Origin of the sequence: Kineococcus gynurae, from assembly GCF_042433995.1 — a bacterium.
In the GTDB taxonomy this organism is placed as follows: Bacteria; Actinomycetota; Actinomycetes; order Actinomycetales; family Kineococcaceae; genus Kineococcus; species Kineococcus gynurae.
In genome coordinates, this window is the sequence record NZ_JBHLUI010000003.1 from 261515 (window position 1) to 275582 (window position 14068).

Consider the following 14068-nt stretch of genomic DNA (forward strand, 5'->3'; position numbering starts at 1 on the left):
CGCATCGATGACAGCTGCGCTCCTCCTGCCAGGATCGCCGTCATGGCCTCCCCGCAGCACGAGACGCTGAGGTTCAACCCCGACAACGCCACCACCGGCACCGTCGAACGCGTCCGCGCCTCCGACGGCAGCACCCGGGTCCACAAGCAGCTCCGACGGGCCGGGACGGTTCCCACCGCACCCGCGCACTGGGCCGCCTCCACCGCACCCGGCGACTGGAACTACTGGGCTCGCGAGGCCGAGGTCTACACCGACCCACGACTGCGAGCTTCCCTGAGCGGCACCGGCCTGGACCTACCCGCCGCCGAGGTCCAGCCCGACGCGCAGGGCACCCACCTCTGGCTGGAGGACGTGCACGGCACCGTCGGCGCCGACTTCACCCTCGCCGACCACATCGCCACCGCCGTCGGTCTCGGCCGCTGGCAGGCCCGTCCCTTGCGGCCCGCACCGGCCTGGGCCTCACGCGGATTCCTGCGGGCCTACTCCACCAGCCGCCCCGGCGACGTCGCCCTGGTCGAGGACGACGCGGCCTGGACCCAGTCCCTCATCGCCGGTACCTGGCCGGTGGACCTGCGGGCCGGGTGGGCGCGACTGCTGACCCATCGCGAGGACCTGCTCGACGTGATGGAAGCCCTGCCCCGCGCCCTCTGCCACCTCGATGCGTGGGTCTCCAACGTCATCCGGCGACCCAGCGGCGAGGTCGTCCTGCTGGACTGGGCCTTCGCCGGCGACGGCGCCGTCGGGGAGGACCTGGGCAACTACCTGCCCGACGCGGTCTTCGACCTCTTCTGGCCGGCCGAGCGCCTCGCGGAGCTGGAAGCAGCGTGCTGGCCCGCCTACCTCGACGGGCTCCGCGGCGGCGGTTGGGACGGCACCGAACGCGAGGCCCGGCTCGGAATGGTGGCCTCGTGCGTGAAGTACACGTGGCTGCTTCCCCTGCTGCTGCAGAGGGCCACCGACACCGAGCACGACGCCTACCACCAGCGTGCCGACACCGAGCACCTCTACCGCCAGCGCGGAGCAGCACTGGCGCACCTGGTCGGCTGGTGCGACGAAGCACTCGACCTGGCGGGCTGAAGGACCGCACGGTCCGATCGATGCCGTCATGGCCACCCACCTGTACATCAGCTACCTTCAACGTGTACATGCCGAGGAGGTCCGCCATGAGCAAGACGCACATCGACATCGACGACGACCTGCTGGCTCAGGTAGCCGCCATCACCGGAACGACCACCAAACGCGAGACCGTCGAGGCCGCCCTGCGCGCCCTCCTGCGCCACGAACGCCGCCGTGCTGCTGCCGAACGCCTCATCACCCGCGCCGAGAGCGGCTACTTCGCCCCCCTCATCCAGGAGCACCCGAAGGCCACCGGCGAAGACACCGGTGAGGACGCCGAGGCTCCGGGCACCGACGATCGAGCACGAGGCGCTGCGTGAGTTTCCAGCTCGACAAGTCAGTCCACGCCCGCTGGCACCAACCTGCCGTGGCCGCCCGACTGAACGAACTCCTGCGTGAAGACCTGCTGCACATCGCTCGGCCCAGTGTGCTGGAGATCGGGTTCTCCGCCCGTTCTCCTCAGGACTACCGCGAGGTCGTCGCCGACGTCACCGAGGCGATGACCGTCATCGAGGTCGACGCTGCGGTCAGCGCCCGCGCACAGGACCTGCAGGAACGCCTCACCCACCGGGGATGGCACCGGGCACCGGGTCCGGTGGACCTCCTCCTCGCAGCCACGGCCATGGAACACGAGTTGACGCTCCTGCACCTGGACAAAGACTTCGAGCTGATCGCCCGTGTCAGCTCCTTGCGGCAAGAGCGCGTCGTCTCCCGCGACGCACCCACTGCGTGACCTCGACGGGGCGGCGCTCGACCGACGACCGCGTCGACTTCTCGGTCACCCCGCATCCCTGGCGAGCCTCGGGTCAGGCGGTGGCCGCCTCGTCATCCCCACCACCGTCGCTGTCGCCGCCTACCCGCACCGCCGCGCTGTCACCTCCCTCGCCCGTGTCGTGCTCCTGTTGTCGACCTCGTCCGTCGGTCGTCATCGCGTACCTCCATCGGCGCACTTACTCGGTCTGCTGCCGGCTCATGCTGCTCGCTCGACACCAGGCCACGGCGGGTGGGGTCGGGGCATCAGGGGACTCTTGCCGGGCGACATCATCGCCTCGGGATGGTGTCCGGGAAAGCGGGTCAGGCTCCGGGCGTCTCCGACGCGCCCCTCGGTCACAGCAGAGTCACTGCCCAGATTCCAGCACCTCGAGCTCGTCGTCGGGCGTCACCGTCAGGTGCAGGTTCGCGCCCAGCACGTTGAGATCAAGCTCTACGCCTCCCGGTCGCGTCGAGCCCGCCGCGCCTGACGTGGTTGGTACCAGAGCGGTACCATTCCTGCATGGCGATGAACCTCCGACTGACCGACGACGAGACCGAGGCTCTGCGCCGTCGCGCCGAACAGGAGGGTCGCTCCATGCAGGAGGTCGCCCGCACCGCCATCGCCGAGTACGTCTCCGCCCGCCCCGCCCGCCTCCGCGCGGCCATCGACCGGGTACGCACCGAGGACGCCGAACTCCTCGCCCGCCTGGCGCAGTGACTCAGCCCGAACACCCGCTGGACCACCTCTCGACCGAGGACCTGCTCGAGATCGCCGCCGGCGTCGTCGAGAACGTGCAGGTCCGTGACCTGGGACTGCTCGCCTCGGCCGCTGCCCGCCCCCGGACCACCGTCTTCGGCGATGATGCCTACCCCACCCTGGCGGACAAGGCCGCCGCCCTCATGCACTCCCTGGCCCGCAACCATCCGCTGGTGGACGGCAACAAGCGCCTGGCCTGGTCTGCGACCCGCGTCTTCTGTCTGCTCAACGGCACCGACCTGATCATGGATGTGGACGACGCGGAACAGATGGTGCTGGCGGTGGCCGCCGGGCACATCGACGCCGCGGAGCTGACGGAGGTCATCGAGCGGCACCTCGGGTAGGACGCGCGGCCATCCGCGCTGCCCGCCACCCGCTTGCCCAGGGGAGGATCAGGTGTGCGATCCGCCGCTGACGAACCCGACCTCCCCGTCCCGCCGGCCACCGACCGCGCGCGAGAGGCGGCGGCCGTCCGGGACTACTACGACGACTTCGCCGACCACTACGTCCCGGGGTGGCGGTCCCTGCAGTTCTACGGCCCGCTGGTCGCGGACTTCCTGCACCGGTCGGTCACGCCGGAGTGCCGGGTGCTGGAGATCGGCTGCGGCCCGGGGCAACTGACCCGAGACCTGGCCCCGGACGTGGAGGTGCTGGGGACCGACCTGTCCCCGGCGATGCTCGCCGAGGCGCGGGCACAGCGTCCCGAGGGGCGCTACGAGCGGCACGACCTCCACGACCCGGTCCCGGGGGAGTGGGGGCGCTTCGACGTGGTGGTCGCCGTGGGGTGCCTGGAGTTCTGCCGGGACCTGACCGTCACGGTCGGGCACCTCGCGGTGGCGTCGGCCCCGGGCGCCCGGCTGCTCCTCGGGATCGTCGAGGACCGCGCCGTCGGGACACGGCCGTTCTCCGAGGACGGGTTGCCCGGGGTCGTCATGAACTCCTGGACGGCGACCGAGCAGCTCGCGGCCATCACGGCGGCCGGGTTGTCGCCCGCGTCCTACCGCCACGTCCCCGCCTGGCGGCACGACGAGTACGGCTACGTCGTCCGCTACGGGTTGTGGGAACTCACCCGGGACCGGGCGGAGCGCCCCACCACGGTCCCGCTCACAGCAACCTCCGGGCCGCCGCCCACCGCGTGAGTTCGTGCCGGCTCGAGAGCTGGAGTTTCCGCAGCACCGAGGACACGTGCGTCTCCACCGTCTTCACCGAGATGAACAGTTCCCGGGCGACCTCCTTGTAGGAGCGACCGCGGGCGATGAGGCGCATGACCTCGCGCTCCCGGGCCGAGAGGCGGTCGAGCTCGTCGTCGGCGACGGCGACCTCGCCGCTCATCGCCCCGAACGCGTCGAGCACGAAACCCGCCAACCGGGGACTGAACACCGCGTCGCCCTCGGCCACCCTCCGCACGGCGGCCGCCAGGTCGGGACCCGAGATGGTCTTGGTGACGTAACCCCGTGCGCCACGGCGGATCACGGCGATCACGTCGTCGGCGGCGTCGGAGACCGACAACGCGAGGAACCGGACGGGTCTCTCCTCACCGCCCGCCCCCAGGCAGCGGGCGAGGACCTCGGCACCGCCGGAACCGGCCCCGGCCGCCGGAGAATCCCCCTCGGCGAGAGGGAGGTGCACGTCGAGCAGCACCACGTCGGGGCTCAACCTCGCGACCGCGGCGACGGCGGACTCGACGTCGGCGGCCTCGCCGACCACCTCGACGTCCTCGGCCGCCGCGAGTTCGGCGGTCACCCCGGTGCGGACCAGACGGTGGTCGTCGACCACCAGGACCCGGATGCTCACGTCGCCTCCTTCTGCGCCACGGTGGACCGCAGCACGACCTCGGTGCCCCCGTCGAAGGGGCGGCGGATCTCCGCGCTCCCCCCGGCCCGGGTCATCCGACCGATGATGGACTCCCGCACCCCGAGGCGGTCGGCGGGCACGGCGTCGACGTCGAAACCCGGACCGCGGTCGCGCACCGAGACCTCGATCGCGGCACCCGCACGTTCCGCGTAGAGCGCGACGGGTCCGCCCGCGTGCCGGGCGGCGTTCAGCAACGCCTCGCGGGTCGCCTGGACGAGCGCCCCGGTGGCGCGGTCGAGGGCCAACCCGTCCAGGTCGCCGACCACGACCACCTCCACCGCGGCCCCGGTGAGGTCCTCGACCTCCTCGGCCGCGCTCCGCAACCCCGCCCCGACGGTCCCCTCCTGCTGCCCGTGGTCGCCGTACAGCCAGCGCCGCAGGTCGCGCTCCTGGGCCCGGGCCAACCGGCTGACCTCCGGTTCGGCGCTGCGCCGCTGGATGAGGGCCAGCGTCTGCAGGACGGAGTCGTGGACGTGCGCGGCGAGCTCGGCGCGCTCCTGCTCGCGGGCCCGGGCGGCGCGCTCGGCCCCGAGGTCGCTCCACAACCGGACGGCCCAGGGGGCGGCGACGATGGCCATCCCGACGAGCATGGCCAGCGAGGCCAGCGTCGAGGCCCCGAGGGCGGCCGGGTCGCTGCCGACCAGCAGGGCGACCAGCCCCGCGGCGACCAGCGAGGCCCCGGCCGCGACCCGCACGGCGGCCCCACGCCCGGCGCCCGCCCCGTCCACCAGCCGACGCCGGCGGGCCGCGTCCAGCTGGCTCCAGGCCAGCACGAGGCCGGCGACCACGACGAGGACGGGCAGCAGCACGCGCGCCGACAGCGGCAACCCGCTGAGCCGCAACGCCGTGGCCGCCCCGGCGACCACGAGGATCCCGCCGAGCAGCGCGTCGCGGTGGGCGAGCACCCAGTCCGAGGGGGTGGGACGCTGCGGGCCCGCCTCCCGTTCGTCGGGGACGAGCAGCCACCAGACCGCGTAGAGCGCGAGCCCCGTCCCGCCCAGCAGCGCGGCGGCCACGAACGTCGTCCGCACGCGCTGGACCGGCAACCCCGTGTGCGCGGCGAGCCCGCTCGCGACCCCGCCCAGCCGTCGCCCGCCGACCGGGCGGACGAACGCGGGGGAGGGGCTCACCCGGCGATCGTGGCACGGACGAACCGTGGGACGGAGACCCCGCCGCGGGGTCCGGGGTCGGTTCAGGGTTGTCCCCCATACCGGGCGCGGGCCCCGGGGCGGCAGGCTGGAGCCATGACCGAGGGCTCCCCGACTCCGGGCGCGTCGACCCCGACCGGGGCCGCGCGGTTCTTCGGCACCGTCCGTTCCTGGGGGGTCCGGCGCGACGAGGACCGGTGGTTCGTCGGGGTCTGCGGGGGCGTCGCCCAGCGGTTCGGGGTCGACCCCCTCGTCGTCCGCGGGGTGCTCGTCGCGGTGACGCTGGTCGGCGGGGTCGGGTTGCTGCTGTACGGCCTGGCCTGGGCCCTCCTGCCCGACGGGCGTCCCGGGGACCGGCAGGGACGGATCGAGGCGGAGGCCGCCGTCCGGGGCGACGTGTCCGGCGGGCTCGTCGCCGCCGGCGGCCTCGTGCTCACGGACCTGGTGTGGCAGCGCGGGATCCTCGGCCTGGGCTGGGGGGCCTGGGACGGGCGCGGCTGGGGTTTCCTCGTCACCGGGGCGGCGGTGGTCCTCGGGTGGTGGCTGCTCCGCGGCGGCGCCCCCGGCCCCCGACCGGAACCGGCTCCCGGGCCGGGTCGGACGGATCCGCCGACGGCCCCGGTACCCGTCACGCCCCCGCACCCGGTCGACCTGCGCAAGCCGCCCACCGGAGGGACCCCGCTGCACCCGCCGGCCCCCTTCGCCGGCCACGGGTCGGCGACCGAACGGACCAAGGCCGAGCGGCAGACCCCGCCCACCCCGCCGCGCCCGCCCCGCCCGGGTTCGCCCCTGCTGACGTCCTTCGTCCTGGGCTCGGCGCTGCTCGCCGTCGGCGGGTGCGTGCTGGCCGAACGGCTGGGGGTGCTGCCCGGCGGTCCGGGCGCGCTGGTCCCGCTGGCGGGTGCCCTGGTGCTGGCCCTCCTCGGGCTCGGCGCCGTGCTGGCCGGTGTCCGCGGGCGCACCTCGGCCCTGGTCGGGTTCGGCTGGCCGGTCGCCCTGGTGGCGCTCGCCGCGTCCGTGCTCCCGGGGGCGGAGAACTGGCACTGGCAGCGGTCGGGGGTCTGGACCCCGACCGCGGCCTCGCAGGCCGCCGAGCCGGCCTGGTCGGCGGTGGCCGGTGACCTGCGGGTCGACCCGAGCCGCCTGCCGGGCGCGGCGGGGCCGGCCGTGGCGACGGTGGCGGCGGGCACCCTGGTGGTCGAGGCCCCGCGCTCCGCGGCGGTCCTGGTCGAGGTGTTCGTGGGGGCCGGCGGGATCACCGTCCCCGTCGCCGACGACGTGGTCCGCGTCGGCGCGACGGGGTCGGACGACGCGCCGGTGCGCTACGGCGAGGTCACCGACGGGGGGATCGAGGGCGTGCTCCTCCGCCCGGTCTTCGCGGTCGGGCCGGGGGCCCGGGACCTGGCCGCGGCGACGGTGGTGCGCGGGGACGACCCGGCGCGGTGGCAGGTCCCCGACGGCACCGGGGTGCTGCAGGCCCGCGCCTGGGCCGGCGAGGTCGAGATCCGTCCGGGGGCGGACTCGTGAACCCCGACCAGAACCCCGTGGCCGTCGGGACGCTCGTCGGCGGACTGGTCTGGCTGGCCGTGGCGGTCGCCCTCGGCCTGCACGAACTGACCGGGCGGAGCCTGGACTGGCGGTGGGGGGCGGCCGCCGTGCTGCTGCTCGCCGGCCTGCTCGTCCTCGTCGGCACCGCCGTCGCGGGGCTCCGACGCCGCCGGTAGGTTCCCGAGGATGACGACGAACGGCGACGGGGTCACGCACGACGGCGGCCGGTGGCAGCTGGACGACGGGACCGTGCGCGTCGCCCTGCTCGACCACGGTGCCCGGGTGCAGTCCGTGACCGCCCCCGACCGGGAGGGCCGTCCGGGCGAGGTCGTCCTCGGTTTCGCGAGTCCCGAGCCCTACCGGGAACCGAGCGGGGAGTACCTGGGCGCCAGCATCGGCCGCTACGCGAACCGCCTGCGCGGTGGCCGCTTCCAGGTCGACGGGGTGGAGTTCGCCGTCCCGGCCAACGACCGCGGCAACGCCCTCCACGGTGGGCCCGAGGGGTTCTCGGGCCGGGTCTGGGAATCCCGGGCCCTGGACGACCGGCGCGGGGTGCGGTTCTCGTTGCTCAGCCGCGACGGGGACAACGGCTTCCCCGGCAACCTCAGCGTCCACGTCGACTACGTGCTGGACGACGCGTCCCTGATCGTCGAGTTCTCGGCCACCACCGACTCCACGACCGTGCTGAACCTCACCAACCACGCCTACTTCAACCTGGCGGGGGAGGGGTCCGGCAGCGTCGAGACGCACCTGCTCCAGGTGGAGGCCGAGTCCTACCTCCCGATCGACACCACCGGGCTGCCGGAGGGGATCCGCCCCGTCGCCGGGACGCCGTTCGACCTCCGCCGGCCGGCGTCCGTGGGCGCGCGGCTGGCCGAGGGCGGGGAGCAGCTCGACCGGGGCGTCGGTTTCGACCACTGCTTCGTCCTCTCCGACGAGCCCGGGGGCTCGCGGGCCCTCTCGCCCGCGGTCCGGCTGGTGGAGGAGGGCAGCGGCCGCTCGCTGGAACTCTGGACCGACCAGCCGGGCGTGCAGGTCTACACGGGGGGTCACTTCGACGGGACCCTCGTGGGGGCCTCGGGCCGGTCCTGGCCGCGGTTCGCCGGGATCGCCCTGGAGCCGCAGGGTTTCCCCGACGCGCCCAACCGACCGGAGTTCCCCCCCACCGAGCTGCGGACGGGGGAGGAGTTCCGCTCCGTCTCGGAGTTCCGTTTCGGCCTCGCCTGAGGCCTCGCGCGGGACGGGCCGCCCCGGATACGGCGAAGGGCTGGCTCCGGGCCCGGTGGTCCCGCCATCATCGGGAGCGACACCTACGTCGACGCCGACGGCTCGCTGCGACACGCCGAGCCCGACCGGGCCGGAGGACGGACGGGACGATGACTGCCATGGATCTGGGCGAGGACACCCTGCAGAAGGCGCTGCGCGTCAACCTCGACCCGCGCTGGTACGGCACGATCGCGGAGATCGGCGCCGGGCAGGAGGTCGCCCGGTGGTTCTTCCGGGCCGGTGGGGCGGCCGGGACGATCGCGAAGTCGATGTCCGCCTACGACATGGCGGTCTCCGACGCGGTCTACGGCCGGTCCGAGCGCTACGTCTCCCTGGGCCGCCTCCGCGCCATGCTGGAGCACGAGTACACCCTCAACGTCGAGCGGCTGTCCGAGGCCCGGGGCGACACCACCTGCTTCTTCGCCTTCGCCGACACCGTGGTCGCCCGCAGCTACCGCGGCGGCAACGAGTGCCACGGCTGGATGGGGGTGCGGTTCCAGGCCCACCCCGAGGACCAGCCGAACGAGATCCTCGTGCACGTCCGGATGCTCGACGACGACGCCGCGCAGCAGCAGGAGGCGCTCGGCATCGTCGGGGTGAACCTGCTGCACGCCGCGTTCTTCGAGCGGCACGAACCCGACGAGATCGTCGCCAGCCTGCTCGACCGCCTCAGCACCGGGCGGATCGAGGTCGACATGATCAAGTTCTCGGGGATCGAGTTCCGCAGCGTCGACAACCGCCTGATGGCCCTGCAACTGGTCCACCTGGGGCTCTCCGGGGTGGCCATGTTCGGGGCCGACCGCGAGGTGCTGCAACCGTCGGAGGCGCTGCGCCGGCGCCCGGTCCTCGTCGAGCGCGGCAGCTTCCGCCCGCCCACCAACGTCAACACCGACATGCTCGCCTGCGCGCAGCGCCAGTTCGCGCAGGACCCGGCGGTGGCGGGCAAGGCGGTCCTCTCGCTGACCGAACTGACCATGAGCAACCTCCTGGCCGGGGGGACCAAGGTCGACCGGCGCGACTTCCTCGCCCGCGCCGACCTGCTCTCCGCGACCGGCAACACGGTCCTCATCTCGAACTTCGCCGACTACCACCGCCTGGCCGCCTACCTGCAGGCCCGGACGTCGGAGCGGATCGGCATGGTCATGGGGGTTCCCAGCCTGGAGGCCCTGTTCGACGAGGCCAGCCACGCCCACCTGCAGGGCGGCCTGCTGGAGAGCTGGGGGCGGCTGCTCAAGAACGACCTCCGGTTGTTCGTCTACCCCAAGCGGGACGTCGACACCGGGGAGATCGTCACCGTGGAGGACATGCAGGTGGGGGAGGAGCTGCAACCGCTCTTCGACTACCTGGCCGGGCGCGGCAGTTTCGTCCACCTCGCCGACTACGACCCCGACTACCTCTCGATCCTGTCGCGCGACGTGCTGCGCCGCATCGCCGAGCACGACGAGACCTGGCGCGACATGGTCCCGGGCGAGGTGGCCGACCTGATCGCCAAGCGGCAGTTCTTCGGCTACAAGCGCGACGCGCTCTAGTCGTCGGCGACGACGCGCAGCGGTCGCAGCTCCTCCCACGCCTCCCGTGCGCGCTGCTCGGCCGCGGCCGCCCGGTCCGCGGCCCGGGCGGCGCGGTCGCGCGACCGGATCGCGTGCTGCCGGTCGCCGCCCGACGTCTCCAGCTCGGTGCGGGCCTGGTCCAGCCGCCGGGTGAGGTCGGCGACGGCCGTCTCCGCCTCGCGGTGGCGCCGTTCGGCGTCCTCCAGGTCGTCCTCCCGGTCGTGCAGCTCCTCCTGCGCCTCGGCGGCGACCCCCACCGCCTCGTCCAGGGCCGCCCGACGACGCTCCCGTTCGGCGCGTTCGCGTTCGCTGCGCTCGCGCTCGGCCCGCTCCCGTTCGGCGCGTTCCGGTTCGGGTTCGGGTCCCGACGCAGGTCGGACCGAGCGCAGGGCCCGGGCCGGGGGAGCCGTCCGGCCGCCCGCCGGGCGGGTCGCCCGCACCCCCGGGGTGGCCCGACCACCCGTCGCCGCCACCGCCTCGTGCACGTCGACCTCGCCGAAGCCGGTGTGCTCCAACGCCCGCATCAGCCGGGCGCTGCGGACGGCCTCGGCCGCACCGGGGTCGGCCATGGCGGCCCGCAGGGTGCTCAGCACCTGCTCGCCGGGGGCGGTCCCCAGGGTGACCCCGGCCTCGCCCGCGGCGCGGCGGGCGGTCTGCAGCAACCCGCGCAGCACCTGCTGGACCTGGGTCTGCAGGCCGCGCAGGGTCGGCCCGTCGAGCTGGTCCTGGGCCTCCCGCATCTGCGCGCCGACCGCGAGCAGCGGTTCCAGCTCCGCGGCGTGGCCGCGGGCCAGGGCGTTCACCGCCCACGCGGCGGCGGTGGGCCGCCCCCAGCCCTTGACCAGCGCGGCCAGGGAACGGTCGACGCCGCGCAGCTGCCCGACGAGCTCGTCGCGGGCCTCGACGAACCCGGCCGGGGGCAGCGCGTACAGCTCGACGGCCATCGCCACGACCTCGTCCTCGTCCACCCCGTGAGCATCGCCGCGGCCCGCGCCCCGGGGCAACGGGAGGTGCCCACGTCGTGGATGGATGTTGAACGAGCGCTCCTCGTCCACAGGGGGCACGATTCTTGAAGTGTGCGACAGACGACCTCGGGCGGAGACGTCCGTGCAGTGGGACCTCTCCGCTGCCCGGGCCGCTCGACGCTTCCTCGAGGAGCACTGGTGCGACGAGCACACCGCCGTCTCCCTGGAGCACGCCCACCTGCTCGTCTCGGAACTGGTGACCAACGCGGTCCAGCACGGCTCGCCCCCGGTCACCGTGGCCCTGGACTGCGACCCGGAGACCGGGGCCACCATCCGGGTGCACGACGGGGGTGACGCCGGTCCCCGCCTGACCACGGCGGTCCCGGAGGACACCTCCGGCCGGGGGGTCGCCCTGGTCGCCGCGGTCAGTGCCGACTGGGGGGTCCAGCGAGACCCGCAGGGTCGTGCGGGCAAGACCGTCTGGTGCCGGCTGGCGCCCTGAACCCACCCGGGGTCCGACACCGGGTCCACCCGTGGGGTGATCCGACCCCTCCCTCGGTCGGGGACGACGCTCGACGGATGCGGTCCCCGGGGCGGACGACCGCGCGACCCCCTTCCCGCCAGGCTGGAGCCACAGGCACCGGTCGAAGGGAACACGCACGTGAGCACGGTCCAGCTGGTCGATCCACCGCGCGGGGTGCGACGCGAGGCTCCCCCCGCACCTGCCCCCGACCGTTCGGCGTCTCTGCGGCGCCTCGCCGCCCGGATCGGGGCGGCCGTCTTCGGGATCTCCGGGTTGTTCTCCCTGGTGCTCGCCTTCTCGGCGCCCCTGCTGGACCGGGTCTCCGACGGTCCGCCGCTGGTGGTCGGTCTCGTGTTCGCCACCAGCTGGCCGAGTTTCGGCTACGGGGCGGTGATGCTGCTCCTGGCCCGCTCCCTGGGTCGGCGCAAGCGGGCCGCCTGGTGGGCCGCGGTCCTGGTGACCGGGCTCAACGCGATCTTCAACCTCGCCTGGAGCGCCAGCGCCAGCGACCCGGCGATCCTGTGGCTGCTCGGGGTCCAGATCCTCGTCGTCGCTCTCCTCCTCGTCGCCCGCCGCGAGTTCCGGGTCCTGCCGTCCCGGTTGGGCGTCCGGCAGGCCGCCCTCATCGGGGGTGGGGCCGGGGCGGTCTGCCTGGCCGTGGGCACGGCCGTCGTCGTGGCGACGCAGGACGCGGGCGGCGCGGTGCTGACCCGGCTCTGGTACGCCGCGGCCGGGCTGCTCGTCTCGGTCGACAGTTTCGTCATCTTCCCCTCCGGGGTCGTCGTGCCCGGCTGGGTGGACGTCCTGCTGAACTCGCTGGGGCTCGTCGTGGTCCTGCTGGTGACCTGGTTCCTGTTCCGCCCCGCCGCGGACCCGACCGCGCTCGGTTCGGCGGAGGACCGGTTGCGGCACCTGCTGGCGACCGAGGGGGAGGGCGACGCGCTCGGCTACTTCAACCTGCGGCGCGACAAGTCCGCGGTGTTCTCCCCCAACGGTCGGGCCGCCGTGGTCCACCGCGTGGTGGCCGGGGTCAGCGTGGCCAGCGGCGACCCGGTCGGCAACGAGATGTCCTGGCCCGCGGCGGTCGCCGCGTGGCGCGAGCAGCTCGCGGCCCACGCCTGGGTCGGAGCGGTGGTGGGGGCCTCGGCCGCCGGCGCCGAGGTCTACCACCGGGCCGGGATGCAGGTTCTGGAGGTGGGCGACGAGGCCGTGCTCGACGTCGCCTCCTTCAGCCTGGAGGGCCGGGCCGTGCGGGGTGTCCGCCAGGCCGTGAACCGCACCCGGCGGGGTGGGGCGAGCGTCAGCATCCGGCGGCAGGCCGACCTCGGACCCGACGAGCTCGCCGAGATCGCCGCGGCGGCCGCCGGGTGGCGGATCGGCCAGGAGCGGGGTTTCTCGATGGCGCTGGGCCGGTTGGCCGACCCGGCCGACCCCGAACTGCTCGTGGCCACCGCCCGGGACGCGGCCGGCGGTCTGCAGGCCGTCCTGACCTTCGTGCCGTGGGGTCGGCGCGGGGTGTCCCTGGACCTCATGCGGCGGGACCCGGCCGCCCCCAACGGAACCGTGGAGCTCGTCGTCACCGAGGTGGTCGCCCACGCCCGCCGGCACGACGTCGAGCGGGTGTCGTTGAACTTCGCGGTGTTCCGCTCCGTCTTCGACCGGGGGTCGCGGCTGGGGGCCGGGCCGGTGCTGCGGCTCTGGTACCGCCTGCTGGTCGTGTTCTCCCGGAGCTGGCAGCTGGAGCAGCTCTACCGCAGCAACGCCAAGTACCAGCCGCGCTGGGTCCCCCGCTTCCTCTGCTTCGACCGCTCCGCCGACCTGCCCCGCATCGGGCTGGCGGTGGCCGTGGTCGAGCAGTTCCTGCCCACCCGGACGTTCGGCCGCCGTTCACTGGCGGGCCCGGGCGGGCGGGCCTACGGTGATCCCGCCAGGATTGTTGAAACTGACACCGTTTGACCAGGGAGCGAAGAGATGGCTGTCAAGGTCGCGATCGTGTACTACTCCGCCACCGGAACCGTGCAGGGGATGGCCGAGCTGGCCGCCGCCGCCGCGGAGTCCGCCGGCGCCGAGGTCCGGCTGCGTCCGGTGGCCCGCCAGGGGGGCGGCGACCGGGAGGCGAGCGAGGCCCAGCAGCAGGCGGCCGAGCAGGCCGAGCAGAACCCCTCGGCGACCGCCGAGGACATCGTCTGGGCCGACGCGGTGCTGTTCGGTTCGCCCACCCGCTACGGCAACGTCGCGGGGCAGCTCAAGCTGTTCATCGACTCCCTCGGCGCGCAGTGGGCCCAGGGTCAGCTGGCCGACAAGGTGTACGCCGGGTTCACGGCGAGCCAGACCGCGCACGGGGGCCAGGAGACGACCCTGCTGGCGCTGTACAACACGATCTACCACTTCGGCGGGATCATCGTGCCGCCCGGCTACACCGAGGGCCTGAAGTTCGTCGACGGCAACCCCTACGGGGTCTCGCACGTCACCGGGGGCGACAACGACATCCCGCTCGGCGACGCCGAGAAGGCGGCGCTGGACCACCTGGCCCGGCGGGTCGTGACCGTCGCCGGCCGCCTCACCTCCGCCTGACCCCTCCCCGCCAG

The 14068-nt window shown here is 74.1% G+C and carries 16 protein-coding genes; 13 read left to right on the plus strand and 3 right to left on the minus strand.

From position 1 onward, the window contains the following. Positions 1 to 42: 42 nt before the first annotated feature. From ACFFKU_RS02590 to ACFFKU_RS02615, 6 genes are all read left to right on the plus strand, one after another. On the plus strand, positions 43 to 1077 hold the full coding sequence (locus ACFFKU_RS02590) for a phosphotransferase family protein (RefSeq protein WP_380135307.1): 1035 nt from the start codon (positions 43 to 45) through the stop codon (positions 1075 to 1077). Positions 1078 to 1163: 86 nt separating this feature from the next. Next, entirely contained in the window at positions 1164 to 1436 is a 273-nt protein-coding gene (locus ACFFKU_RS02595) for a type II toxin-antitoxin system VapB family antitoxin (RefSeq protein ID WP_380135308.1), read from the plus strand. After that, positions 1433 to 1849 carry a PIN domain-containing protein gene (locus ACFFKU_RS02600; protein WP_380135310.1) on the plus strand — a complete coding sequence of 139 codons (417 nt, stop codon included), beginning with the start codon at positions 1433 to 1435 and terminating at the stop codon, positions 1847 to 1849. Before ACFFKU_RS02595 ends, ACFFKU_RS02600 begins: the two co-directional genes overlap by 4 nt. Positions 1850 to 2389: 540 nt before the next feature. Continuing rightward, positions 2390 to 2587 (plus strand): ribbon-helix-helix protein, CopG family, encoded by a 198-nt coding sequence (locus tag ACFFKU_RS02605; RefSeq protein WP_380135313.1) that lies wholly within the window; start codon positions 2390 to 2392, stop codon positions 2585 to 2587. Then, positions 2584 to 2970: a type II toxin-antitoxin system death-on-curing family toxin gene (locus ACFFKU_RS02610; protein ID WP_380135314.1), complete on the plus strand. Its 387-nt coding sequence runs from the start codon at positions 2584 to 2586 to the stop codon at positions 2968 to 2970. The genes ACFFKU_RS02605 and ACFFKU_RS02610 overlap by 4 nt, the downstream gene beginning before the upstream one ends. A gap of 54 nt (positions 2971 to 3024) precedes the next feature. Further along, entirely contained in the window at positions 3025 to 3765 is a 741-nt protein-coding gene (locus ACFFKU_RS02615) for a class I SAM-dependent methyltransferase (protein ID WP_380135316.1), read from the plus strand. On the opposite strand, the gene ACFFKU_RS02620 is transcribed toward ACFFKU_RS02615, so the two are convergent. Further along, a complete protein-coding gene (locus ACFFKU_RS02620; RefSeq protein WP_380135319.1) occupies positions 3731 to 4420 on the minus strand; it encodes a LuxR C-terminal-related transcriptional regulator in 690 nt (229 codons plus the stop codon). The two genes, ACFFKU_RS02615 and ACFFKU_RS02620, sit on opposite strands and share 35 nt — an antisense overlap. Continuing rightward, entirely contained in the window at positions 4417 to 5610 is a 1194-nt protein-coding gene (locus ACFFKU_RS02625; protein WP_380135321.1) for an ATP-binding protein, read from the minus strand. Before ACFFKU_RS02625 ends, ACFFKU_RS02620 begins: the two co-directional genes overlap by 4 nt. Positions 5611 to 5724: 114 nt before the next feature. Between ACFFKU_RS02625 and ACFFKU_RS02630 the strand changes: the two genes are divergently transcribed. The 4 genes from ACFFKU_RS02630 to ACFFKU_RS02645 all read left to right on the plus strand — a co-directional run bounded on the left by ACFFKU_RS02630 (position 5725) and on the right by ACFFKU_RS02645 (position 9971). Beyond that, positions 5725 to 7155 (plus strand): PspC domain-containing protein, encoded by a 1431-nt coding sequence (locus tag ACFFKU_RS02630; RefSeq protein WP_380135324.1) that lies wholly within the window; start codon positions 5725 to 5727, stop codon positions 7153 to 7155. Then, positions 7152 to 7352 carry a hypothetical protein gene (locus ACFFKU_RS02635; RefSeq protein ID WP_380135327.1) on the plus strand — a complete coding sequence of 67 codons (201 nt, stop codon included), beginning with the start codon at positions 7152 to 7154 and terminating at the stop codon, positions 7350 to 7352. Before ACFFKU_RS02630 ends, ACFFKU_RS02635 begins: the two co-directional genes overlap by 4 nt. Before the next feature lie 10 nt (positions 7353 to 7362). After that, positions 7363 to 8403: an aldose epimerase family protein gene (locus tag ACFFKU_RS02640; protein WP_380135329.1), complete on the plus strand. Its 1041-nt coding sequence runs from the start codon at positions 7363 to 7365 to the stop codon at positions 8401 to 8403. A gap of 158 nt (positions 8404 to 8561) precedes the next feature. Further along, on the plus strand, positions 8562 to 9971 hold the full coding sequence (locus ACFFKU_RS02645) for a TonB-dependent receptor (RefSeq protein ID WP_380136097.1): 1410 nt from the start codon (positions 8562 to 8564) through the stop codon (positions 9969 to 9971). Here the strand turns inward: ACFFKU_RS02645 and ACFFKU_RS02650 are convergent. Next, positions 9968 to 10960 (minus strand): hypothetical protein, encoded by a 993-nt coding sequence (locus ACFFKU_RS02650; RefSeq protein WP_380135332.1) that lies wholly within the window; start codon positions 10958 to 10960, stop codon positions 9968 to 9970. The genes ACFFKU_RS02645 and ACFFKU_RS02650 overlap by 4 nt on opposite strands. A 139-nt stretch (positions 10961 to 11099) precedes the next feature. On the opposite strand from ACFFKU_RS02650, the gene ACFFKU_RS02655 reads away from it, so the two are divergent. The 3 genes from ACFFKU_RS02655 (at position 11100) to ACFFKU_RS02665 (ending at position 14054) form a co-directional block, all read left to right on the plus strand. After that, entirely contained in the window at positions 11100 to 11459 is a 360-nt protein-coding gene (locus ACFFKU_RS02655) for an ATP-binding protein (protein ID WP_380135334.1), read from the plus strand. Between the two features lie 159 nt (positions 11460 to 11618). Next, positions 11619 to 13436 (plus strand): phosphatidylglycerol lysyltransferase domain-containing protein, encoded by a 1818-nt coding sequence (locus ACFFKU_RS02660; RefSeq protein WP_380135337.1) that lies wholly within the window; start codon positions 11619 to 11621, stop codon positions 13434 to 13436. Between the two features lie 15 nt (positions 13437 to 13451). After that, positions 13452 to 14054 (plus strand): NAD(P)H-dependent oxidoreductase, encoded by a 603-nt coding sequence (locus ACFFKU_RS02665; RefSeq protein WP_380135340.1) that lies wholly within the window; start codon positions 13452 to 13454, stop codon positions 14052 to 14054. Positions 14055 to 14068: the final 14 nt, after the last annotated feature.

Excerpts from the sequence above, each read along its gene's own strand:
- ACFFKU_RS02590 (WP_380135307.1), top strand. The coding sequence starts at position 43 with ATGGCCTCCCCGCAGCACGAGACGCTGAGGTTCAACCCCGACAACGCC.
- ACFFKU_RS02595 (WP_380135308.1), top strand. The coding sequence starts at position 1,164 with ATGAGCAAGACGCACATCGACATCGACGACGACCTGCTGGCTCAGGTA.
- ACFFKU_RS02605 (WP_380135313.1), top strand. The coding sequence starts at position 2,390 with ATGGCGATGAACCTCCGACTGACCGACGACGAGACCGAGGCTCTGCGC.
- ACFFKU_RS02630 (WP_380135324.1), top strand. The coding sequence starts at position 5,725 with ATGACCGAGGGCTCCCCGACTCCGGGCGCGTCGACCCCGACCGGGGCC.
- ACFFKU_RS02640 (WP_380135329.1), top strand. The coding sequence starts at position 7,363 with ATGACGACGAACGGCGACGGGGTCACGCACGACGGCGGCCGGTGGCAG.
- ACFFKU_RS02645 (WP_380136097.1), top strand. The coding sequence starts at position 8,562 with ATGGATCTGGGCGAGGACACCCTGCAGAAGGCGCTGCGCGTCAACCTC.
- ACFFKU_RS02665 (WP_380135340.1), top strand. The coding sequence starts at position 13,452 with ATGGCTGTCAAGGTCGCGATCGTGTACTACTCCGCCACCGGAACCGTG.